Source organism: Daejeonella sp., assembly GCF_030695525.1.
In the GTDB taxonomy this organism is placed as follows: Bacteria; Bacteroidota; Bacteroidia; order Sphingobacteriales; family Sphingobacteriaceae; genus Daejeonella.
On the sequence record NZ_JAUYSS010000032.1, the window covers coordinates 50,962 to 72,962 of the forward strand.

The following is a 22,001-nucleotide window of genomic DNA, read 5'->3' on the forward strand; positions in this document are numbered from 1 at the left end:
GGTAACCCTGGTTAATCAAAAAAAAAATAAAAAAATAATTTCCTATCATTGGGTTACAATTCCTGATAAATAGTATTAATAGTGAAAAAAGAGGTAAAAAGTTCAGTTCCAGCAGATAGTGAGATTGTATTAGGGATACTGAATGATTCTAAGGAAACCCTTAGCCGATTATACACTTCCTATTTCCCTATGGTACTACAGTTGGTACTTAAGAATAATGGAAATGAAGATGATGCTAAAGATGTATTTCAGGAATCGGTTATCGTTCTTTACAATAAAGTTAAAGGGGGAAACTTTGAGTTAAACAGTAAACTCAATACTTTTTTGTATTCTGTTTGCCGAAGGTTATGGCTCAAGCGATTAAATGAGCAAAGCAAGACTATCAGAAATTTTCAGGACTTTTCTGAGATTGTTGCAGTTGAAGTGGACCTAGAGAAGCATGAAGAGAAGGACAAACAGTTTGCAATAATGGAATCGGCCCTAATGCAATTAGGAGAACCTTGTAAAACTATTATAGAAGATTATTACATACAAAACAGATCGATGCAGGAGATCTGTGAGAAATTTGGTTATACCAACGCGGATAATGCCAAAACTCAAAAATATAAATGCCTGCAGCGTTTGAAAAAATTATTTTTTCAAACCTAAACAGAAGAAGATGAAAAGTGATTTGGAATTGACAAATTTTATTGATGCTTATTTTAGGGGAGAACTGGAAGGATCTGCCCTGTCTGATTTTGAGCAATTGAGAAAAAGTGATCCATCCTTTGATATGAAGGTCGTGGAGCATCAAAACTTCTTATTGAATTTATCGGAATATGGAAGCCGGGTAAAGCTTTCATCTGACATGAATACAATTCACGAATCATTGGATATTCAGGCAATTAGGGATAAGGTTGCTCCTGAAGCACCCAAAGTGATGCGCTTATGGAAAAAGTATCGGATTAATACCGCTATTGCAGCCTCTGTTGCTTTTATAGCAGTCTCCGCGACCTTGATTTCAACCGGTTATTTTTCGAAGTCCCTCTCTACTAATGTTAATCTCTTGCGTCGGGAAATTAACAGTATCAAACGTTCCCAGAATGCCTTGATTAAAAACATTAATGATAAACCTGCTAAAGGTCCTGCAGATCCGGGAGTATTTGGAGGTACAGGTTTTGCATTATCATCCAATGGCTATTTAGTTACAAATTTCCATGTTGTTAAAGGGGCCGACTCAGTATATGTTCAAAATTCTGATGGTGAATCCTTTAAGGTGAAATTAATCTATATTGATCCGGCTTATGATCTGGCAGTACTCCAAATAACAGATCCAGGTTTTGAGAAGCTGGCAAGCTTGCCTTATGCCTTTAAAAAGGCTGCTTCAGATGTTGGAGAAGATGTATTTACCATTGGATTCCCAAGAGATGAGCAGGTTTTAGGAAAAGGATATGTCAGTGCAAAAAATGGTTATGCAGGTGATACAGTTGCTTATCAGGTTTCAATTCCGGTAAATCCGGGGAACAGCGGTGGCCCTTTACTCGATAATCGTGGAAATGTCATTGGGATTATAAATGGAAAGCAAGCATTATTGGATGGTGCAGCATTCGCAATAAAATCCTCTTTTATTCTTAAATCTATAGAAGCAATTCCACAGGATTCTTTGAACGAAAAACTTGTTGTAAATAAACGGAATACATTGGCCGGTTTAAGCCGTAAAGATCAGTTCAAAAAACTGGAACCATATATCTATATGGTTAAGGTTTACTAAATATTTTGTTTTGTGTTTATAAAGGCTGATTGAATTATGATTCTTTCAGCCTTTTATAGTTTAGCGGTCTACCTCACCAAGTACAATATCAATTGATCCGAGTATAGCGACCAGATCGGCAATTAATACGCCTCTGGATATCTCTGGGAGGACAGATAGGTTATTAAAACTGGGTGCTCTTGCTTTGACCCGTTTTGGGATTTCAGTTTTCCCATCGCATATAAAATAATATCCCAGTTCACCTTTTGGATTTTCAGCGCGAATATAAAAATCCTGCTCTTTGGGTATTATCTTTTTTGGAAGTTTGGCTCTGGGGTCAAATTCAGGACTTCGCTTTAATTCTTTTTGTAATCTGTCAAGGCATTGTTCAATAATGCGAATAGACTCTGCAATCTCATCTGTCCGTATTTTATACCGGTCCCAGCAATCACCGGTCTTGCCCATTTCACCACTCCCGACAGGAATTTCAAACTCAAGTTCAGGATAGACAGAATATTCATCTACACGCCTTAGATCCCATTTCAATCCTGAACCCCTGAGCATAGGACCTGAGCAACCATAATTAATGGCTACATCAAGTGGAAGTACCCCAATCCCTGCCGTTCTTCCAATAAATATTTGATTGTCTGTAAGTAACTGATTTAGTTCAGTCAGTTTTGGCTTGAAATACCCAATAAATTCACGGCAACGTTCTTCGAATCCAACAGGCAGATCATAGAAAAGTCCGCCGACCCAAATATAATTATATAGCATTCTAGAACCGGAAGCCCATTCCAGCATATTCATGATATGCTCACGATCACGAAAACACCACAGAAATGGAGTATAGGCGCCAATATCAATTCCATAGGTTCCGATGGCTATGAGATGTGAACTAATGCGGTTCAACTCACAAACCAGAACCCGGATATATTCGATTCTTTTTGGAATATCCTTGTCAATACCCATCATACGTTCAACACCCATAACAAATGCATGATCGTTATTCATGGAAGCCAGATAGTCCATACGATCTACAAAAGGGATGATCTGCTGATAAGTAAGGTTTTCGCAATGCTTTTCAAAACACCTGTGCAAATAACCCATATGAGGGATCACTTCGTTTACAATCTCCCCATCGGTGATGAGTTCAAGCCTTAATACACCATGTGTGGAAGGATGCTGTGGACCCATATTGATCAGCATCTCTTCAGGCTTTAGGCCTTCAGTCAATTGGGCATATCTGGTTTTACTAACCTGCATGATGCAATTTTATGATCTTATGAGTTCAGTTTATTTTGATCCCTTTATATTCTTCGGCTGCAATATAATCCTTACGCAGTGGATAACCCTCCCAGTCGTCAGGAAGCAGGATTCTTCTCAGATCAGGATTCCCTTCGAAATAAATTCCAAACAGATCAAATGCTTCACGCTCATGCCATTCGGCGGTACGCCAAACTTCTGAAACGCTGTGAAAATTTGGCAGAGTGCCGATATTTCTGTCGTGATACTTTGTTGTTTTAAGAACAAGTTGTTTTTTATGGGGTATTGAGGCCAGATGATAAACTACTTCAAATTGGTTCTTTTCAAGCCCATGGTCAACTGCACTCAGGCAGGATAGAAAATCAAACCAGGTGTTATTATTATCTCTGAGTTCTTCACAAACCTGCACAATAAGTTCCGGATCGATTTGTAAAGCAGGTTGCAAGCCATTGGTTTCAACATTGGTAATTACAGCCGGCCCGAATTTATCTGTTAGGAGATCCTTTATTTCATTAAAGTCCATAGGAATAGTTCAGGGTGCAAGCCTTACGATTTTCCAGCTATGTTTATCTGCTTTTTTATAAACAATCCTGTCGTGGAGCCGGCTGGGACGACCCTGCCAGAATTCGATGACCTGGGGCTTTACCAGATATCCGCCCCAATGCGCCGGCTTGGGAATCGTTTTGTTCTCATATCTTATCTCAGCTTCTTTCCAATCCCTTTCAAGATCTTCTTTGTCTTCAATTACCTGGCTTTGCGGAGAAACCAGAGCACCGATCTGACTTTGTTTTGGGCGGCTCTGAAAATAACGATCAGATTCTTCTTTACTGAGTTTTTCTACTGTTCCTTCAATTCTTACTTGCCTTGCCAGCTCAGCCCAGTGGAAAACAATCGCTACAACGGGATTTTTCGACATTTCCTTTCCCTTTGCACTCAGATAATTGGAATAAAACGTGAAACCCCTTTCCTCATATCCTTTTAATAATACAATTCTTGCACTTGGTTTACGGTCAATGCTGGTGGTAGCAAGAGTCATCGAGTTCGGCTCATGAATGCCCGCATCCATAGCCTCTTTAAACCATTTGCCAAATTGTTTGATAGGGTCTTTATCTACTTCCCTTTTAGAGAGTTTTTCAGAAATATATTCCTGTCGAAGATTTTCAAGTGTTTCTTTATCTACTGCCATTTTAAATGTTTTTCGCCCACTTGGTATAGGGTAGGTGTCTTATATTACAAACTTAACAATTGCGGATTGCATTCTATCATTTCAATGATTTTTAGATATATATTGTAAATTTATATACTTTAATGGTTGTTTAATTATTTTTTTTATGCTTAGTCCCCTTAAACCAAACAACGGAAGTCTGATCGTTTCAGAGCCATTCATGTCTGATCCTAATTTTAAAAGGTCAGTTGTGCTACTTACAGAATGTGAAGAGGCAGGGGCGGTAGGCTTTATTTTAAATCAGCGAAGTGATCTGCTGCTGAATGATCTGTTTCCTGATTTAAAGGGAGCCGGTTTTCCGGTTTATTTCGGAGGCCCGGTGGCCCCTGATACCCTTCATTTTATTCACTCTTGTTATGATAAACTGAATAGCGGAATTAAGATTAGAGAAGGGGTATATTGGGGAGGTAATTTCGAGACAATTAATATCCTTTTAAATAATAATGAGCTTAATCATACTGAGATCAAATTTTTCGTTGGTTATTCGGGATGGGGAGCGGGTCAGTTAAATGAAGAACTCAATCAGAATTCATGGTTGGTAACCGATAAATACAGTTCTGAGGTTATTTTTGTTGAAGATGAAGAAAACTTATGGAGGGAGGTGGTGATAGGCCTGGGGCCGAAGTATGCACACATTGCTAATTTCCCTGAAAATCCACAGTGGAATTAAAGTAATCGGTTGTCAGTTGCCGGTTATCAGTCAGATCGTTGCCTATTCTCAACTCTCCATTCTCCATTCTCAATTCTCTTCCATTTCCCTCGCACTTTCCTCCACCTTGCGCTTTAGTTCTTCCTTATAATCAATAAGTCTCTGTGAAAGTGCCGAATCGGATGTTCCTAAGATTTGTGCAGCAAGTATTCCGGCATTTTTGGCAGCATTTAATGCTACAGTAGCAACAGGAACACCATTAGGCATTTGAAGTATTGACAGGATTGAATCCCAGCCATCAATAGAATTACTTGATTTGACCGGAACTCCGATTACCGGAAGATGTGTAATGGAAGCAACCATTCCGGGTAGGTGTGCTGCACCTCCGGCACCTGCAATGATCACCTTTAAGCCTCTTTCAGCTGCTCTTCTTGCATATTCAAACATTCGTTCAGGTGTGCGATGAGCTGAAACAACGGTAATTTCAAAGTGAACTCCAAGTTCTTTTAATACATCTGCTGCCTCTTGCATAATGCCAAGGTCAGACTTGCTGCCCATTATTATGCCGACTTTAATCGCTTCAGTTGCCATATAATTTAATATAGATATGATATTGTAAACTAATAGTTTATAAAATTTACTTAAACCTTAACTTTAATCTTATTTTGCACAAATTTTGCTTTTTCAATAGCTTTCTGACGGTCATCATCCATTATGGTGACATGCCCCATTTTACGGAAGGGCTTAGTAAATTTCTTTCCATATAAATGAATGTAGACACCTTCCATTTCTAATACTTCATGCAATCCTTCATATTCTGCTGCTCCTTCATAACCTTTTTCGCCAAGCAAATTGATCATTACTGAATTGCTGATTGCGCTGGTATCTCCTGGAGGAAGGTTAAATATAGCCCTCAATAATTGATCATATTGCGAGGTGAAATTTCCCTCAATGCTCTGATGCCCACTATTGTGAGGGCGCGGGGCAATTTCATTAACCAGAAGATCGCCATCTTTTGTAAGGAATAGTTCAACTGCCAGAATTCCTACAATCTTCAGATCATTAGCAATCTTCATGGCCAGCTGATCCGCCCTTTGAAGTATTTCAAAATCTAAAGTTGAAGGGGAGATCAGAAATTCAACCAGATTTGCTTCTGCATTGAACTCCATTTCTACACAGGGAAATGTCTTTATAACCCCGTCTTCGTTTCTGGAAACAATTACAGATAGTTCCTTTTCAAAATCAATTAGTTCTTCGATAAGACTTGGTTCATCGAAGGCTTTTTCAAGGTCTGAAGCTGATTTTATCATTTTTACACCCCTGCCATCATACCCATCCCTGCGGAGCTTTTGTATGTACGGAAATGGAACATTCGCAGAGATTAGTTCATTTTTATTACCGAAAATTTTAAATGGTGCGGAAGGAATATCATTTTCCTGAAAGAACTGCTTTTGAACCCCTTTATCCTGAATGAGTCTGATTACCCTTGATTGAGGATAAACAGTTAAACCCTCTTTTTCGAGCTTATCAAGTGCATCAACATTTACTTTTTCAATTTCGATGGTTAAAATATCAACCTCTTTCCCAAAATTATAAACAGTATCAAAATCAGTTAATGAACCCTGAACAAATTTCCTGCAGAGATCCTTGCATGGAGCCTCTTTATCAGGATCCATTACGTAGGTGGTAATGTTATAATTTATTGATTCCTGAATGAGCATACGGCCAAGTTGTCCGCCACCAAGTATTCCAAGCTTAAGGTCACCGTAAAATGATTTCATATTGTTGCAAGTTTATGCCAAATCTGTGAGATTATCCAATTTTTGGTAGCTTTCCTTTCCTGACAGGAGAAATAAAACATCCGGACTAGTGCTCATAAGTAGGATTTAGCTGTTTAAAAGGCTCTCCTGCTCAATCTTCTTTTGCAGCTCTAGTATTGCCCCTATAAGTGCTTCGGGCCTTGGCGGGCAGCCCTGTACGTATACATCAACAGGAATTATTCTGTCAACACCTTTTACCACATGGTATCCATGCTGCCAGTATGGGCCTCCGCAGTTGGAACATGATCCCATAGAAATCACATATTTTGGTTCAGGCATTTGTTCATACAGACGTTTGATGCGTTCAGCCATTTTAAATGTTACGGTACCTGCAATAATAATGACATCTGACTGTCTTGGCGATGGACGGGGAAATACTCCAAAACGATCCAGATCGTAGGTAGATGCCATGGATCCCATCATTTCGATCGCACAACAGGCAATACCAAAACTCATTGGCCAAAGTGACGATAATCTCGCCCAGTTAAGTAAATCGTCAACCTTAACGACCATTACTGAACCACTATCGTTTTTCATTTCTAAACTCACAAGGCAGGTCTTTTAAATTTGGGTGTAAATCCAGGTTTTCCGGATGAAACCGGTGTTTCAGTGATTACTTTTTCAGCTATTGGAATCTCAGAATTTAGAGTAAACGACTTTGTTTGATAGGTTTCAGTATTCAAAGCCAGATAGGCAGAAAGAGGAATCTTTGAAGGTGAAACAGGTAAATATTGTTCAGGCCTGATCCAGTTCAGGTCACCTTTTTTCCAAACATATACCAATCCAATCAATAAAATGCCGACAAAGATGAACATTTCAAACAGGCTTAACCAACCCCAGTAAGAATCTGCATTTATCAGCTCCTGTTGACTGAAAACTGTTGCCCATGGAAAGATAAAGGCTAATTCAACGTCAAAAAGTAGAAAAACCAATGCTATGACATAGAAACGTGAATTAAATTGTATCCAGGAATTTCCTTGTGGTTCTTCCCCGCACTCGTAGGAAGTCAATTTTTCGGGATTTGGTTTTTTAGGTGCGACCAGTTTCCCTATGAAAAATGTAAAGAGCACGAATAAAACACCCATGATCAGGTAGATAAATATCTTACCAAACTCGCTTAACTGAGAAGTTTCATCCATTAATCAAAATTAAGAATAATTGAATTAAAGTATTCAAACGGTTCGTTATTTCTCAATTAATTATCATTAATTGTGGATAAGCTTTTTTTGAAATGAAAATAGATAGCATCAAATTCGCATGGAATATCTGATTGAATATGACTTTGAATAAATATAAAAAGATTGCTGATGAACTATCAGTAACAGAGAAGCAGGTGAAAGTAACCGTTGAGCTGCTTGATGAGGGTGGAACGGTGCCTTTTATCGCTAGGTACCGCAAAGAAGCAACAGGGAGCCTTGACGAGGTTCAGATTGCGGCTATTCGCGATAGAAAGCAGCAGCTTGAGGAGCTTGATAAGCGAAGGGAAGCGATTCTAAAATCGATGAAAGAACTAGAGAAGCTGACTCCCGAGCTCGAAAAGCAAATCATGGAAGCTGAAACCATGACTATCCTGGAGGATATTTATCTTCCATTTAAGCCTAAACGTAAGACCAAAGCATCTGTTGCGAGAGAAAAGGGTTTGCAAGGTTTGGCAGATTTCATAATGAACCAAAGTAGCACAGACCTGGATACAGAAGCCTCAAAATACATCAATGAGGAGCTGGGAGTATTGAATATTGAGGACGCTCTGAGCGGGGCAAGGGATATTCTGGCTGAGTTTATGGCAGAGCAGCCTGAACTTCGTAGCAAAATACGTGAGCTGTTCATTCAGTCGGGGACTTTTCATTCTAAATTGATTAAAGGGAAGGAAATTGAGGGGCAGAAATACAAAGACTATTTCGATTGGACAGAACCTGTAAAAACCGCACCTTCCCATCGGGTATTAGCTTTAAGAAGGGCTGAGAAGGAAATTATTCTCACACTTGATATTGAAGTACCTGAAGACCATGCGATCAGAATCCTTGAAGACTTATTTGTAAATGGGGCTAACCCTTCGTCAGAGCAGGTTAGTTTGGCTGCTGCAGATGCATATAAACGTCTGATTAAGCCTTCTATGGAAACAGAAATCCGTTTAATGACCAAAAAACAGGCAGATACTGAAGCAATACGGGTTTTTGCAGAGAATGCCCGCCAACTATTATTAGCTGCCCCCGTTGGCCAGAAACGTATCATGGCTATTGATCCCGGGTTCAGGACAGGTTGCAAGCTTGTTTGCCTTGATGATCAGGGTCAGCTAATTGAGAATACCAATATTTATCCCCACAATGGAGCAGAAGCCTCTAAGGAAGCTGCTAAAACCATAAAGTTTCTGGTCGAAAAGTATAGAATTGAGGCCATTGCTATAGGAAACGGTACTGCCGGAAGGGAAACTGAAACTTTTGTTAAAACACTACAATTAACTGATATTGTTATAGTTATGGTTAATGAAAGTGGTGCTTCGATCTATTCAGCATCCGATGTTGCAAGGGAGGAATTTCCGGATAAAGATATTACAGTAAGAGGGGCTGTTTCCATTGGCCGTCGTTTAATGGATCCTTTGGCAGAGCTGGTAAAGATTGATCCAAAATCAATCGGGGTCGGACAATATCAGCATGATGTAGATCAGAATCAATTACAGACCTCATTGGATGATACGGTGATCAGTTGTGTAAATTCAATCGGGGTGGAATTGAATACTGCTTCAAAGCAGATTCTGGCATATATTTCAGGGCTTGGTCCGCAACTGGCACAAAATATTGTCGAATACCGCAATAAAAATGGTGCGTTTAAAAGAAGATCTGAACTCAGGCAAATCCCTCGTCTTGGAGATAAAGCATTTGAGCAGGCAGCAGGATTTTTACGCATTCGAAATGCCGAACATCCACTTGATAGCAGTGCGGTACATCCTGAGCGTTATGCACTGGTAGAGCAAATGGCCAAAGATCTGAACTGCAAAGTTAAAGATCTGATGAAAGATGAACAGCTGCGTCAAAAGATCAAATTGCAGAATTATGTCAGTGAAAGTGTTGGTTTGCCTACCCTGAATGATATATTAAAGGAACTGGCAAAGCCGGGTCTTGACCCAAGGGAGCAATTTGAAGCATTTAGTTTTTCTGATGGTATCAATGCAATTACCGACCTTCATGTTGGAATGACTTTGCCTGGAATTATCACCAATATCACTGCTTTTGGAGCTTTTGTTGATATTGGTGTTCACCAGGATGGGCTCGTTCACCTGAGTCAGATGGCTGATAAATTCATTAAAGATCCAAATGAAGTGGTCAAGGTAAGCCAGAAAGTGATGGTTAGGGTAACTGAAGTTGATGTGAATAGAAAGCGTATCGCGCTTTCAATGAAATCAGAGAACAGACCTGAACCAAAGCCAAAACCTAATCCGAAGCCTGCGACAGTAAATATTATAAGAAAACCAAGAGAGAAAGAAGCTGCTCCGGAAACTGACATTGCAATTAAACTGGCTGCTTTAAAGAATAAATTTTCCTGAGGATATCCGTTTATATTTACCACCTGAATGAGTATGGAAGATAATTTTGATGCTGTAATTATTGGGGGTGGTGCCTGCGGACTCATGTGTGCTGTTCAGGCTGGATATCTTGGGAAAAGAACCCTGATTCTTGAGAAGAATGATAAAATTGGGGCTAAGATTCTTATTTCGGGTGGTGGACGCTGTAATTATACCAATTTATATTCGGCAGAATCCAACTTTATATCCGAAAACCCGCATTTCTGTAAATCTGCATTTTCGCAGTTTACAGTGGAAGATACCATCGCTTTTTTTGAGGCAAATGGCATTTTAGGAAAAGAAAAAACATTAGGACAGTTATTCCCTGTTACAAATAATGCAAAAGATATTGTGCAGGTTTTTGAATCGCTTTGTGCTGATCTTGGGCAGCAAATAATTTGCAATGCAGAGGTAAAGGAAGTTTTGAAGATGGAAGATGGGGATTTTATAATCAGTTATTCAAGGGCAGGGAAATTAAAAGAAATCAGGGTGCCAAAGGTTGTGATTGCAGCAGGCGGACTTCCCATTCAAAAAATGGGGGCAAGTGATTTCGGCCTCAAGGTAGCAAGGCAATTCGGACTAAAGGTCACTGAAACAGCGCCTGCACTCGTGCCGCTTACAATTACCGGTAGAGATGCTGAATGGTATGCTCAGCTTTCGGGTAATTCGATATTCAGCAGGGTTTCCAATGACAGGATTAGTTTTGAGGAAAATATATTGTTTACTCACTGGGGGCTAAGTGGTCCGGCTATCCTTCAAATTTCATCATATTGGCGACCCGGGGAACATATTTCTATTGATTTGTTACCTCATGATAAGATTATTGAACTTATTCAGGCTCAGAAGATGGTGAATGGACGTAAAACGCTCTCTGGATTATTATCTGATTTGTTCACAAAGAAATTTGCTGATGCCTTAGCAAAATTTTTACCTGTTGAAAAAAATCTGGCTTCCTTAACTAAGGAAGATATTCAGAAAATTGATCAATACATTCATCATTTTGATGTGAAACCTGCAGGTGACAAGGGCTATGATAAAGCTGAAGTAATGAGAGGAGGGGTAGCTACTGATGAACTATCCTCAAAAACGCTTGAGGCTAAAAAAGTGCCTGGTTTGTTTTTTGGTGGTGAATGTGTTGATGTAACCGGATGGCTGGGTGGTTATAACTTTCAATGGGCATGGTCGGCTGGTTTTGTTATTGCGCAGAATATTTAATTTGATAACGCAGACAGGGTTTAAAACCCTGTCTGCGTTTAAAACCCTGTCAGCTTTTTAATCACATTCCGGATGTGTGAAAGTATAAGTCTCAACATTACCCTGTGGGATTGTATAGCTTTCTGATCTGCTCATCTGCCACCAGAATAAATTTCGTGCTTTTTCACGACTAATAGTTTCATTCATTGTTTCGGTATCATACACACGACCATTTATGATCACATACTTGATTTTTTCGGTATTTCGGATGTCATCAAGAGGATTTGCATCCAGAATAAGCATATCTGCCAGTTTTCCGGTCTCCAGTGAGCCTATTTCCTTAGCCATACCTAAATGCTCAGCACCATTTAATGTGGCGCTCCTGATAGCCTGCAGTGACGACATACCTCCCTGGGCGAACATCCATAACTCCCAGTGTGCCCCAAGTCCCTGCAACTGCCCATGTGCTCCCAGGTTTACGTTAGTCCCGCCATCTGAAAGTTCCTTCGCAGCCCTTGCAACTTTAATATGGCCATAATCTGCAAATGCTGAAGTTGTTCTTCTTCTCGATCTTGAGTCGATTATATAGCGAGGGGTGTAACTTAAAAGCCGCTCATTTTCCCATACATTGGTACGGTCATACCAGTAGTTTTCGCCTGACTGAGATCCATAACTAACAATCAGAGTCGGAGTATAAGATGTGGTACTTTTATTCCAAAGTGCCTTAACATCTTTAAACAAGGGAACCTGAGGGATGTTATGTTCCAGACTGGTATGACCATCCTGGATATGAGTCAGGTTATGAAAGAAGGTAGATCCGCCTTCAGGAACAACCTCTAATTGTAATTCCCTGGCAGCCTGTATAATCTGCTGCCGCTGATCCCTCCTTGGCTGATTGTATGATTTTACGGAAAAAGCTCCAACAGCTTTCATCCTTCTCAAAGCAGATCTTGCATCATCCAGACTATTCACAACAGCTTTAAAATCTCCGTCAGCACCATACAGAATGGTTCCTGTCGAGTAGACTCTTGGCCCAACCATATGGCCAGCCCTGACCATTTCTGCCTGGCTGAATACCATTTCAGTATTGGCAGAAGGATCATGTGATGTAGTTACCCCAAAAGCAAGGTTGGCATAATAACTCCAATCCTGCTGCGGACTAACCCCATCAGAACTGGCTCTAAGATGACTATGTACATCAATAATACCTGGCATAATCGTTTTTCCGCTTGCATTAATGACCCTTGCACCTTCAGGAATACTTATGTTAGTACCAATGGCTGTGATTTTGTTTTGGTCGATCACAATTGTACCATTTTCAATCACTTCATCACCTTTCATCGTGATAATCCGCGCATTCGTTATCGCGATTTTGCCTTCTGGCAGATCTGATTTTAATCGCAAATCAATATCTAATCCCAAAGTGTCAGATTTGGCTACTTTTTCGGAGCTACCCAGAAAGCTAAAAGTACTGTGGATATCCCTTGAAAAATACTTAGGGCCCAATGTCCAGTTTAACCGCTTTGAGTCTTTACTCCAATGGATATAGGTCCCGGCATCTTTACTAACTTTTGTAAGAGGCAGGGATTTGTTATTAGAAGAAAGTTCCAATGCCATTCCTGTATTTGCAAAAGGGGTGATATAAACATTGAAGAGTTCTGTAAATGCTATCCATTTTCCATCAGGGCTCGGACTAAAGACATTTGCATAGGTTGATGTGTAATGAGTCCGGATATTTCCACCATTCAGATCCATACTTTTCAGCGCTTTTTTATCTCCCTCAGTACTCTGGAAAAATATACGGCTATCATTTGTATCAAAACTTGGACGGATACCATTGTTCAGAATTAAACTTGGTGTTCCCCCGTTTACCGGTATGGTATAGATACCGGGATTCTTTCCGAATGCATATCCTAATACATCATTTCCCACCCCTTTTCTGTAAACAATTTTATCCCCTCTGTTTGAGAACTTCGGACTATAATAATAACCCTTTTCAGTACTAAGTTTCATAAAGGAAGAGTCGGGTATACTAAACTTCATGATAGAGCCTCGATTATCATCCGACCAGCTTACATAGACCAGTGATTTACCATCCGGGCTAAAATCCGGTTCAAATTCAAACTCATTACCACTTGAAATCCGAATTGGCTTTCCGTTTGGAAGATCCTTTAAATAGATGTGTCCAGCTGCATTGAAAGCTACTTTTTTACCATCAGGAGATGTACTGAGCTGGCGGATCATTTTGGCGAAAAACTCCTCATTAAATACCTTCTGCTCAAAATGAAGAGCATCGGTGATTGTTTGATTGACACTTACTTCAAATGGAATTTCACTTAAATATTGAGTCAATACCTCAAGTTTTCTGATCTTTCCCTCAGCATAGAAAACAATCTCTCTGCTGTCTGGTGTCCAGGCAAAATTGGGATAAAGCCCAAAAATTGCCCAGGCTTCCTGCTGATCATGGCTAAGATCATCATAAACCGACCATTCTTCACCTGTTTGTAGGTCCTGTATAAATAACTCCGTATTCAAACGGACCCTTCTTACAAAAGCCAGAAACTTACCATCAGGTGAAATCTGAGGGCGCATAGCACCTCCGCTGCCTCCTGCAACAGTTTCTATACTACCATTTTCGCGATTGAGTCTGCGGATATTATAAATTTCGCCGTTCGGGTCTTTATTGTATTGGAATAAAGGACCCGGACTAACATCCTCAGAAAAGTAAACATATTTACCATCTGGAGAAACTACAGGCTCTCCGGCATCCTGCTGATCATTCTTTCTTATAGTTAGTTGAACACCTTCACCACCGCCTGCAATATGGTACATCCACATTTCTCCGGCACCAAGTGAACGCTTACTGGTGAAATGCTTTCTGGCTATTAAATATTCACTATCTGGTGTCCAGACTGCATTATTCAATAAGCGAAATGTTTCTGTAGTTATCGGTCTCTTACCGGATCCATCAGTATTCATGATCCAGATATTATCTCCACCGTCTTTGTCGCTTGTGTATGAAATATATCTTCCGTTAGGGCTAAATCTTGGTTGGACTTCTGAGGCCATGCCTCCTGCAAGCAATGTAGCTTTGCCTCCTGTAATTGGCATTCTGTAGATATCGCCAAGGAGATCAAAAACAATTGTCTGTCCATCCGGACTAAGGTCAAGGTTCATCCAGGTTCCTTCGTTAGTCTGAAAGCTTAATGATTTTGATGGCCCCGTAGGTTTTTCAACATTCCATTTCGGATTTTGCTGTGCTGACAACTCTAATGCCAGCAAAAATATTAATGTAAGTGTTAGTGCTCTCTTCATGTAAAAAATCAATTCAACCCGCAATTTAGTAAATATTCATAGTTTTGAGTTAATCAGCTATTAAATGAAGATTTCTTGATTTTATTGTGATAAATCATTAAAGCCCGAACCAACAAGAATGACAATTCAATCAATCCTTTCTAATTACTGGGGTTTTTCCACATTCCGGCCATTGCAGGAGGATATTATTCAGTCGGTTCTGGAGGGTAAGGATACACTTGCGCTCATGCCTACAGGAGGGGGTAAATCCCTGTGTTTTCAGGTTCCTGCACTATTAAAACCGGGTATCTGCATAGTCGTTTCACCATTGATAGCCCTGATGAAAGATCAGGTTGAGAATCTGAAGGAAAAGGGTATAAAGGCAATCGCAATTATTTCAGGTATGGGAAAAAGGGAAGTAGATATTGCCCTGGATAATTGTATTTATGGAGATATCAAGTTTCTCTATCTTTCGCCCGAAAGACTTTTGTCGGATCTGGTAAGGGAGCGTATCAGGCATATGAAAGTCAATCTGATCGCAATAGATGAAGCGCATTGTATATCGCAATGGGGTTATGATTTCAGACCTCCATATCTTCATTTAACTGAATTAAGGGAACTTCATCCTGAAATTCCTGTACTTGCCCTTACCGCAACCGCTACTGAACGTGTTGCAGCAGATATACAGCAAAAACTCAATTTTAAAAATGGGCAGGTATTCAGAAAATCTTTTGAACGATTAAATCTGAGTTATCTGGTTTACAATGAAGAAAACAAACTTAGAAAGCTCATATCCATAGCAAAGAATGTAAAAGGCTCTGGCATTATTTACGTCAGGAACAGACGTGAAACGCAGGAAGTTTCCAGACAACTCAATCTGGAAGGCATAACAAGTGATTTTTATCATGCCGGTCTTGAAACTCCTTTAAGGATGAAAAAGCAATCTGCCTGGAAAAGCTCGGAGATCAGGATAATAGTTGCAACAAATGCATTCGGTATGGGAATTGACAAAGCGGATGTTCGTTTTGTCATCCATCTGGATTTGCCCGAGAGCCTGGAAGCATACTATCAGGAAGCCGGAAGGGGAGGCCGGGATGAGAAGAAAGCTTATGCGGTTTTACTATATTCTAATGCAGATAAAGCTCTGATTACTAAAAGACTAGATCAGCATTACCCTTCAATTGATGAGATAAAACAGATCTATCATCATCTTGGAAATTATTATCAGCTTGCCTATGGGGCGGGGGAAGGCCTTTCATTAGAATTTGATCTGGCAGATTTTTGCAACAGGTTTAAATTGGATCCTATACGAACGATACATGCATTAAAGTTTCTTGAGCATGATGAATATATCGCATTGAGTGAAACCGTCTTTTTACCCTCCCGGGTTCAGGTACTTTTTGCGCATGAAGATCTTTATCGTTTTCAGGTTGGTCAACCGGCTTTCGATCATTTTATTAAAGTTTTATTAAGATCATATGGAGGTGTTTTTGAACAGTTAGTAGGTGTCAAAGAGAGCGATCTCGCAAAACGGGTTGGTATTAGCAGAGCTGAAACGGTTAAAATACTTAGCAAATTACATGAGCTGCAGGTAATTAATTATATACAGCAAACTGATAAACCTCAGTTAAATTTTATTAAGCCAAGGGCCGACTCACTACATCTGTATATTGATCGAAAATACCATGCAGATCGCTATCAGATTCATAAATCACAGGTCGAAGCTGTTCTGGCTTATGCAGAAAATCATAAATGCAGGAGTCAGCAATTACTCCACTATTTCAACGAAACCCATGCAAAGGTTTGTGGTGTGTGTGATGTTTGTATTGAAAATAGAAAGCTGACAAAAAGTGATGGCCGTACTGATGAAATTATCAAGGAAGTTTTAAATGAATTAAGTAAGAATCCTTCACATCTCGATCAGCTCATGGAAGCCATAACTACAGGTAATTCTAATGAAAGGCTTAAGGTTATCAGAATGATGCTTGATGCCGGAACGATTAAAGTGAACGGGGAGTTTTACTATTTAAAAAGCTGAAGGTTTTAAATATGGGTGTTACCTCCCCCTGCCAGCACACAGGGCCAAACGCGCCTCCCTATCCGAAGGAGTCCTTTGGACCAGCGGGGGATAGAATGGATTTTCTCTGAAAAGGGCAATTCATCCCCCTGCAGTTTGACCCCCATCCTCCTAAAGAGGTTAGAATAATACCCAGATATAAGAATGTAAACAGATTTTTTGGGCAATTACTAATAGTGATTTTTATGCTTATTTATTTATATTGTAACTTAATTATTGCGTTTGTTATCAAAAGAAAAAGGACCATGAGAAAGTTTTTACTGAATCTAATTGCTTATCTCTCTGCAGGTGTACTGTTATTGTCATCCTGCAATGGATTTGACTGTATAGAAGGCTCTGGCAATCAGGTCACTGAAACCAGGGATATAGGAACATTTACCCAAGTTAAGACAAGTGGTTCTCTTAAAATTGTACTTAGCCAGGATTCAACAAGTTCTGTCAGGATTTTAGCTGATGATAATATTCAGGAGGAGATTCAAACCAGACTTAGTGGAAGAACGCTTAAAATTGATATTGACGGGAATTTTTGTGATGCAGGCCCGGTTACGATTTACCTTAGTTCAAAGGACTATCAAAAAATTGAATCTTCAGGTTCCGTTGAAATTTTGAGTGATGGAAAATTAGACCTAAACGAACTTGATGTGGATCTGCAGGGTTCATCAAAGGTGACGCTCGATCTGAACGTCAAATCATTAAAAACTTCTTCAAGCGGCTCATCTGAAATAGTTTTGAAAGGGCAGGCCGGAAGGCATGATCTGGATATGACCGGATCCAGCTCTGTAGAAGCGCTCGGATTTGTGGTCGGAGAGTACCGGATTAGTAGTACAGGTGCAAGCAAATCACGGATTAATGTATTAAATTCACTGGAAGTTAATTCTTATGGAGCCAGTGAAGTGGAGTATAAAGGTAAACCTTCTAAAATTAACAAAGATAATTCAGGTGCTTCAGTAGTCAGAAGCATCAATTGATTCTCATAGACATTCGAGTTTTATAAATTTCGCACAGATTAAATAATATTATTAATTTAAGCCTTATCAATGCGAAATAATAAAGAGACGATAAAAGCCTGGGCCATGTTCGACTGGTCCAATTCAGCCTATAATCTGGTCATTACATCCACAATCTTTCCAGCTTATTATACAATAATTACTACCACTGAGGAATTTGGGGATCAGGTAATTTTTTTTGGCAGAACTTTTACTAACACCGCGCTATCAAATTATGCGCTGTCGCTAGCCTACCTTATTATGGCTCTTTTACTTCCGGTATTGTCCTCGATCGCAGATTTTAGGGGTAATAAGAAAATATTTATGAAGGTATTTACCTATATAGGAAGTATTTCATGTGCCGGTCTTTATTTTTTTAAGCTGGAAACACTCGAACTTGGTATCATCTGTTTTACATTGGCTGCAATAGGTTATATCGGTGGGGTAATGTTCAATAATTCGTATTTGCCTGAAATTGCCACCGTAGATCAACAGGACAGGGTAAGTGCTAAAGGTTTCGCTTTCGGCTATGTAGGAAGTGTTATTCTTCAGATTATCTGCTTTGTTTTTGTTCTTAAGCCTGAGCTTTTTGGTATTACAGATGCTTCATTACCCGCTCGTTTATCTTTTCTATTGGTAGGTATCTGGTGGATAGGATTTGCTCAGATCCCATTTAAAAAGTTGCCTGCAGGAAGTCCTAACTACGATAAGATCACAAAAAGTACGGTTAAAAATGGATTTCAGGAACTTCTCAAAGTTTGGAATCAGCTAAAGTCGATGGTTTTATTAAAAAGATTTCTGCTCGCCTTCTTTTTCTATTCAATGGGAGTACAGACAATTATGCTTGTTGCTGCGGGCTTTGGAGAGAAAGTACTGAAACTTGGCACCTCAAAATTGATTGCTATCATTCTGATTATTCAGTTGGTGGCAATAGTTGGTGCATTGATTATGTCGATTTTTGCAAAGAAATATGGTAATATCCAGGTTATTATGGTTGTTCTGTCGATCTGGATTGGAGTATGTATTACAGCTTATTACATTGAAAATGAAACTCAGTTCTATGCTGTTGCAGCAGTCGTGGGATTGGTAATGGGAGGGATACAGTCCATTTCCAGATCCACCTACTCCAAATTCCTTCCCCAAAATACACCCGATACAGCATCTTTTTTTAGTTTTTATGATGTAACAGAGAAGATTGCGATTGTTATTGGCCTGTTCAGTTTTGCATATATCGAAGAATTTACCGGAAGTATGCGCAATTCGGCCATTAGCCTCGCCGGATTTTTTATATTTGGTTTAATCATCCTTTTCTCAATCTTTTTTATAAAGTCAGAAAATTCAGATAGTTTGCGTTCAGTATAATTTTTTTTCGGAATTTAGCAGGATTCCCTTCCTCCTGATAAAATCTGTTTTAAGAATATGAATGTTGAATTATTTATTCCCTGCTTTATCGATCAGTTATACCCTCAGACTGCATTTAACACGATTAAGATTCTTGAAAAGGCTGGATGTAAAGTAATGTATAATGCTGAACAAACCTGTTGCGGACAACCGGCTTATAATGCTGGTTTTTGGGAAGAGGCTAAAGTGGTAGGAGCAAAATTTCTGAATGATTTTTCTGATAGTACCTATATCGTTTCACCTTCGGCATCCTGTACAGGTATGGTAAAAAATTCATTTAACGACCTTTTTACGAATACTGCAGTACATAATAAATGCCGTTCCATTCAAAATAACATTCATGAATTATCTGGATTTCTGGTGAATATTCTGAAGAAAGATTATTTTGGAGCAGAATTGGAAGGAAGGGCGGTTTATCACGATTCCTGTTCAGCATTAAGGGAATGTAATATTAAAACCGAACCCAGGCAGTTGCTGACAAAGGTGCATGGTCTTGACCTTGTTGAGATGAAGGATACAGATGTTTGCTGTGGTTTTGGGGGCACGTTTGCAGTCAAATTTGATTCTATCTCCAGTGCCATGGCAGAACAGAAGATTAATAATGCACTTGAAATGGAGGCTGATTATATTATTTCAACTGATGCATCCTGTTTAATTAACCTTCAGGCTTATATTGATCAGCATAATCTCAAGCTAAAAACTATGCATATTGCTGATGTTCTGGCAAGTGGTTGGGGAAATGTATAAACCTGTTTTTTAAAGGTTTTACCCGATCAGGAACGCAAGCCCATTGCTTACAGGATCGCAAAGATCCTTTACTTTTTTCTCCCGGAATAATTTTTCAATCAAATCACGTGCAACCTTATAATCGTCATGAATAGGGCATGGATGTGAGGCTGAACATTTGCTTAAACCCAGACCACAACCCTTAAATACCTGGTCTCCTTCAATGGCCTCCACGATATTGATTATTGGCTGAACACGCTGTGATTCATTGATGAAAAAACCGCCTGATGGCCCCTTGGAGCTATGTATTAAACCTTTCCGCACTAAGGTTTGTAGTATTTTACCAACAGTATGTTCACTTGCTTCTATGTGATTCGCAATTTCAACCATACCGGCTTTATCATTCTCCTCAGCCTTTGATGCCAGATATATAACGGCCTTTATCGCTGTCTTACAGGTATAACTTAACATTTTTAGCGGTTTAAATATTCCTGGCCTTCAGGTGAGATATTATCCGGACTCCAGGCAGGGTCAAACACAAGATTAACACTGACCTGATAGTCCTTAAAAGCATTGCTAACTGATTGCTGTACATCTGAAGTTATACTTTCTCCCATAGGGCAAAATTGTGTAGTCAGAGTCATCGTAACAGCTATGGTTTTATCTTCATCTTTAAAATCTATCCGGTAAATCAGCCCGAGATCTACCACATTCAGCCCAATTTCGGGATCGAACACATCGTAAAGACCGGCAAGGGCTGCACTGCAATACAGATTATTATTGCTTAAAACCTCCATTATTCTTTCGCCTGATGAAACACTGTTTTTAAAACATTAATGACATATACAATGGCCGATACCAGCAAGGTTACCGCACCGGTTTTCAAAAGCAAATTATTTAATAATAGGATACCCACAAAGAACAGTATGAAGCCTGTAAGATAGAGCAAGCCCATGACTTTGAAAAGAATTTCACTGAATAATTCTTTAGGTGCAGGTGTTTTTCCGATAGCCCTTATTTGATAGACCTTATTCCATATTATGAAGGGTAATGTTTTAAACGTCATACCCATAATCAGTGCAGTTATCCAGCCAAAGAATATGCAAAATCCGTACAAAAGCACCATGTTCGATCTTGAATTTTCCCTGATAGAATAAATAACTACCAGTAAACTGAGGAGAGGCAGAAGCAACATGGCCACAGATAAGAGTGAAATTTTCATTTGCTTGTCAACATGCTTCCTTATCCGTTCTTTAAAGGCTTTGTAGTTGTAATATCCAAATAATATTAATGCGATGAGTACAAGCAAAAACGGGCTATAATAGAAGTTTGGATAGGCACCCGAAGATTTTAAAATGATAAAACCTAAGAGTGCGATATTGATCAGTGCAAAGATCCACCACAGGCTAACAGGACTTGAATATTTGGAAATCAGAAACATGGGAATAAGCCGAGAAGCAACCCCAATAATCACCAGTAAAAACCACCCTGCAATACCCATGTGTGCATGGATGGAGAGGTATTCTATAGAATTTTCTGGTAACCAGGAACGACTGAAATTGAAGACTAAGAGCAGCCCAAAAAAAGTAGTTGTGAAAAGCCAAAGTGAAGCTGTGGCAATAAAAAAGGCATGAATATTGTATTTTTTGCTTTCACCAATGCTTGTTATCACATTCAAAAAGTAACAGATTACAGAAGCATTGATCAAAACTGCACCGCTCTGCAGGATGAGGCCCGTATTAAACAGGTAAAATCCGGTTACAAGAAGTGGAATACCGACGGCAGCAAAAATAAAGGATAATAAGGCAAGTAAAAAACTATCAAGTTTACCTTCAATAAGTACAGGGAGCAACTGGTGACTGGCACCCAGAATGATCATAGTTCCCCATCCTAAAGCCATGAGGTGGGTTATTGCCAGAGTTTGAGGCTGAAAATAATGCTGATGGAAAATATCCGTATTGAGCAGCAGGAGGGTACATGATATTAAAAATGATACTGCCGCGAAAACATAAAAAGGCAGCACGACTTTATAAGACGTGGTTTGCTGTAACCCGGAACCTGGATCGCTTACTGGCATA

20 protein-coding genes are annotated in these 22,001 nt (G+C 39.5%); 9 read left to right on the plus strand and 11 right to left on the minus strand.

Annotated features, from left to right (window positions below; all coding sequences use genetic code 11):
• Positions 1 to 81 precede the first annotated feature (81 nt).
• Both Q8S11_RS07230 and Q8S11_RS07235 read left to right on the plus strand, forming a co-directional pair.
• Entirely contained in the window at positions 82 to 648 is a 567-nt protein-coding gene (locus Q8S11_RS07230; protein ID WP_305661416.1) for an RNA polymerase sigma factor, read from the plus strand.
• 10 nt (positions 649 to 658) lie between these two features.
• Complete coding sequence (locus Q8S11_RS07235) at positions 659 to 1,750, plus strand: S1C family serine protease (RefSeq protein ID WP_305661417.1); 1,092 nt, start codon at positions 659 to 661, stop codon at positions 1,748 to 1,750.
• A gap of 60 nt (positions 1,751 to 1,810) precedes the next feature.
• On the opposite strand, the gene Q8S11_RS07240 is transcribed toward Q8S11_RS07235, so the two are convergent.
• The 3 genes from Q8S11_RS07240 to pdxH are packed head-to-tail and all read right to left on the minus strand — an operon-like array spanning position 1,811 to position 4,178.
• Complete coding sequence (locus tag Q8S11_RS07240) at positions 1,811 to 2,992, minus strand: NADH-quinone oxidoreductase subunit D (RefSeq protein WP_305661418.1); 1,182 nt, start codon at positions 2,990 to 2,992, stop codon at positions 1,811 to 1,813.
• Positions 2,993 to 3,017: 25 nt separating this feature from the next.
• Positions 3,018 to 3,515, minus strand: coding sequence for an NADH-quinone oxidoreductase subunit C (locus tag Q8S11_RS07245; protein ID WP_305661419.1), 498 nt, complete (start codon positions 3,513 to 3,515; stop codon positions 3,018 to 3,020).
• 9 nt (positions 3,516 to 3,524) lie between these two features.
• On the minus strand, positions 3,525 to 4,178 hold the full coding sequence (gene pdxH / locus Q8S11_RS07250; protein ID WP_305661420.1) for a pyridoxamine 5'-phosphate oxidase: 654 nt from the start codon (positions 4,176 to 4,178) through the stop codon (positions 3,525 to 3,527).
• A gap of 145 nt (positions 4,179 to 4,323) precedes the next feature.
• On the opposite strand from pdxH, the gene Q8S11_RS07255 reads away from it, so the two are divergent.
• Positions 4,324 to 4,887 (plus strand): YqgE/AlgH family protein, encoded by a 564-nt coding sequence (locus Q8S11_RS07255; protein ID WP_305661421.1) that lies wholly within the window; start codon positions 4,324 to 4,326, stop codon positions 4,885 to 4,887.
• A gap of 69 nt (positions 4,888 to 4,956) precedes the next feature.
• Here the strand turns inward: Q8S11_RS07255 and purE are convergent, their stop codons facing one another.
• The 4 genes from purE to Q8S11_RS07275 form a co-directional block, all read right to left on the minus strand.
• Entirely contained in the window at positions 4,957 to 5,457 is a 501-nt protein-coding gene (purE, locus tag Q8S11_RS07260; RefSeq protein ID WP_305661422.1) for a 5-(carboxyamino)imidazole ribonucleotide mutase, read from the minus strand.
• A gap of 50 nt (positions 5,458 to 5,507) precedes the next feature.
• Positions 5,508 to 6,647 carry a 5-(carboxyamino)imidazole ribonucleotide synthase gene (locus Q8S11_RS07265; RefSeq protein ID WP_305661423.1) on the minus strand — a complete coding sequence of 380 codons (1,140 nt, stop codon included), beginning with the start codon at positions 6,645 to 6,647 and terminating at the stop codon, positions 5,508 to 5,510.
• 105 nt (positions 6,648 to 6,752) lie between these two features.
• Positions 6,753 to 7,223, minus strand: a complete 471-nt coding sequence (locus Q8S11_RS07270; protein WP_305661424.1) for an NADH-quinone oxidoreductase subunit B — start codon at positions 7,221 to 7,223, stop codon at positions 6,753 to 6,755.
• An 8-nt stretch (positions 7,224 to 7,231) separates the two neighbouring features.
• Positions 7,232 to 7,825 (minus strand): NADH-quinone oxidoreductase subunit A, encoded by a 594-nt coding sequence (locus tag Q8S11_RS07275; protein ID WP_305661425.1) that lies wholly within the window; start codon positions 7,823 to 7,825, stop codon positions 7,232 to 7,234.
• 137 nt (positions 7,826 to 7,962) lie between these two features.
• Between Q8S11_RS07275 and Q8S11_RS07280 the strand changes: the two genes are divergently transcribed.
• Both Q8S11_RS07280 and Q8S11_RS07285 read left to right on the plus strand, forming a co-directional pair.
• Complete coding sequence (locus Q8S11_RS07280) at positions 7,963 to 10,227, plus strand: Tex family protein (protein ID WP_305661426.1); 2,265 nt, start codon at positions 7,963 to 7,965, stop codon at positions 10,225 to 10,227.
• 33 nt (positions 10,228 to 10,260) lie between these two features.
• The gene (locus tag Q8S11_RS07285) at positions 10,261 to 11,460 is read left to right on the plus strand and encodes an NAD(P)/FAD-dependent oxidoreductase (protein ID WP_305661427.1); all 1,200 of its coding nucleotides are present in this window, start codon (positions 10,261 to 10,263) and stop codon (positions 11,458 to 11,460) included.
• Positions 11,461 to 11,517: 57 nt separating this feature from the next.
• Here Q8S11_RS07285 and Q8S11_RS07290 read toward each other — a convergent pair whose 3' ends face one another.
• The gene (locus tag Q8S11_RS07290) at positions 11,518 to 14,754 is read right to left on the minus strand and encodes an amidohydrolase family protein (protein WP_305661428.1); all 3,237 of its coding nucleotides are present in this window, start codon (positions 14,752 to 14,754) and stop codon (positions 11,518 to 11,520) included.
• Positions 14,755 to 14,872: 118 nt separating this feature from the next.
• Here Q8S11_RS07290 and Q8S11_RS07295 point away from each other — a divergent pair, with 118 nt between their 5' ends.
• The 4 genes from Q8S11_RS07295 to Q8S11_RS07310 all read left to right on the plus strand — a co-directional run bounded on the left by Q8S11_RS07295 (position 14,873) and on the right by Q8S11_RS07310 (position 19,944).
• The gene (locus tag Q8S11_RS07295; protein WP_305661429.1) at positions 14,873 to 16,771 is read left to right on the plus strand and encodes an ATP-dependent DNA helicase RecQ; all 1,899 of its coding nucleotides are present in this window, start codon (positions 14,873 to 14,875) and stop codon (positions 16,769 to 16,771) included.
• 284 nt (positions 16,772 to 17,055) lie between these two features.
• A complete protein-coding gene (locus tag Q8S11_RS07300) occupies positions 17,056 to 17,778 on the plus strand; it encodes a head GIN domain-containing protein (protein ID WP_305661430.1) in 723 nt (240 codons plus the stop codon).
• Between the two features lie 69 nt (positions 17,779 to 17,847).
• Positions 17,848 to 19,158, plus strand: coding sequence for an MFS transporter (locus Q8S11_RS07305; protein ID WP_305661431.1), 1,311 nt, complete (start codon positions 17,848 to 17,850; stop codon positions 19,156 to 19,158).
• A 57-nt stretch (positions 19,159 to 19,215) separates the two neighbouring features.
• Positions 19,216 to 19,944 (plus strand): (Fe-S)-binding protein, encoded by a 729-nt coding sequence (locus Q8S11_RS07310; RefSeq protein WP_305661432.1) that lies wholly within the window; start codon positions 19,216 to 19,218, stop codon positions 19,942 to 19,944.
• Between the two features lie 18 nt (positions 19,945 to 19,962).
• Here the strand turns inward: Q8S11_RS07310 and Q8S11_RS07315 are convergent, their stop codons facing one another.
• Genes Q8S11_RS07315 through Q8S11_RS07325 form a run of 3 tightly spaced genes read right to left on the minus strand, consistent with a single transcriptional unit; the run spans position 19,963 to position 22,000 of the window.
• Positions 19,963 to 20,394 (minus strand): Rrf2 family transcriptional regulator, encoded by a 432-nt coding sequence (locus Q8S11_RS07315; RefSeq protein ID WP_305661433.1) that lies wholly within the window; start codon positions 20,392 to 20,394, stop codon positions 19,963 to 19,965.
• A 2-nt stretch (positions 20,395 to 20,396) separates the two neighbouring features.
• On the minus strand, positions 20,397 to 20,720 hold the full coding sequence (locus tag Q8S11_RS07320) for a metal-sulfur cluster assembly factor (protein WP_305661434.1): 324 nt from the start codon (positions 20,718 to 20,720) through the stop codon (positions 20,397 to 20,399).
• The gene (locus tag Q8S11_RS07325) at positions 20,720 to 22,000 is read right to left on the minus strand and encodes a cytochrome C oxidase subunit I (RefSeq protein WP_305661435.1); all 1,281 of its coding nucleotides are present in this window, start codon (positions 21,998 to 22,000) and stop codon (positions 20,720 to 20,722) included. Before Q8S11_RS07325 ends, Q8S11_RS07320 begins: the two co-directional genes overlap by 1 nt.
• Position 22,001: the final 1 nt, after the last annotated feature.

Bases quoted from the DNA above. Each gene is read 5' to 3' on its own strand.
- Q8S11_RS07315 (WP_305661433.1), bottom strand. From the start codon at position 20,394: ATGTTAAGTTATACCTGTAAGACAGCGATAAAGGCCGTTATATATCTG.
- Q8S11_RS07285 (WP_305661427.1), top strand. From the start codon at position 10,261: ATGGAAGATAATTTTGATGCTGTAATTATTGGGGGTGGTGCCTGCGGA.
- Q8S11_RS07240 (WP_305661418.1), bottom strand. From the start codon at position 2,992: ATGCAGGTTAGTAAAACCAGATATGCCCAATTGACTGAAGGCCTAAAG.
- purE (WP_305661422.1), bottom strand. From the start codon at position 5,457: ATGGCAACTGAAGCGATTAAAGTCGGCATAATAATGGGCAGCAAGTCT.
- Q8S11_RS07235 (WP_305661417.1), top strand. From the start codon at position 659: ATGAAAAGTGATTTGGAATTGACAAATTTTATTGATGCTTATTTTAGG.
- pdxH (WP_305661420.1), bottom strand. From the start codon at position 4,178: ATGGCAGTAGATAAAGAAACACTTGAAAATCTTCGACAGGAATATATT.
- Q8S11_RS07300 (WP_305661430.1), top strand. From the start codon at position 17,056: ATGAGAAAGTTTTTACTGAATCTAATTGCTTATCTCTCTGCAGGTGTA.
- Q8S11_RS07295 (WP_305661429.1), top strand. From the start codon at position 14,873: ATGACAATTCAATCAATCCTTTCTAATTACTGGGGTTTTTCCACATTC.
- Q8S11_RS07275 (WP_305661425.1), bottom strand. From the start codon at position 7,825: ATGGATGAAACTTCTCAGTTAAGCGAGTTTGGTAAGATATTTATCTAC.
- Q8S11_RS07325 (WP_305661435.1), bottom strand. From the start codon at position 22,000: ATGCCAGTAAGCGATCCAGGTTCCGGGTTACAGCAAACCACGTCTTAT.
- Q8S11_RS07280 (WP_305661426.1), top strand. From the start codon at position 7,963: ATGACTTTGAATAAATATAAAAAGATTGCTGATGAACTATCAGTAACA.
- Q8S11_RS07245 (WP_305661419.1), bottom strand. From the start codon at position 3,515: ATGGACTTTAATGAAATAAAGGATCTCCTAACAGATAAATTCGGGCCG.
- Q8S11_RS07270 (WP_305661424.1), bottom strand. From the start codon at position 7,223: ATGAAAAACGATAGTGGTTCAGTAATGGTCGTTAAGGTTGACGATTTA.
- Q8S11_RS07305 (WP_305661431.1), top strand. From the start codon at position 17,848: ATGCGAAATAATAAAGAGACGATAAAAGCCTGGGCCATGTTCGACTGG.
- Q8S11_RS07255 (WP_305661421.1), top strand. From the start codon at position 4,324: ATGCTTAGTCCCCTTAAACCAAACAACGGAAGTCTGATCGTTTCAGAG.
- Q8S11_RS07290 (WP_305661428.1), bottom strand. From the start codon at position 14,754: ATGAAGAGAGCACTAACACTTACATTAATATTTTTGCTGGCATTAGAG.
- Q8S11_RS07265 (WP_305661423.1), bottom strand. From the start codon at position 6,647: ATGAAATCATTTTACGGTGACCTTAAGCTTGGAATACTTGGTGGCGGA.
- Q8S11_RS07320 (WP_305661434.1), bottom strand. From the start codon at position 20,720: ATGGAGGTTTTAAGCAATAATAATCTGTATTGCAGTGCAGCCCTTGCC.
- Q8S11_RS07310 (WP_305661432.1), top strand. From the start codon at position 19,216: ATGAATGTTGAATTATTTATTCCCTGCTTTATCGATCAGTTATACCCT.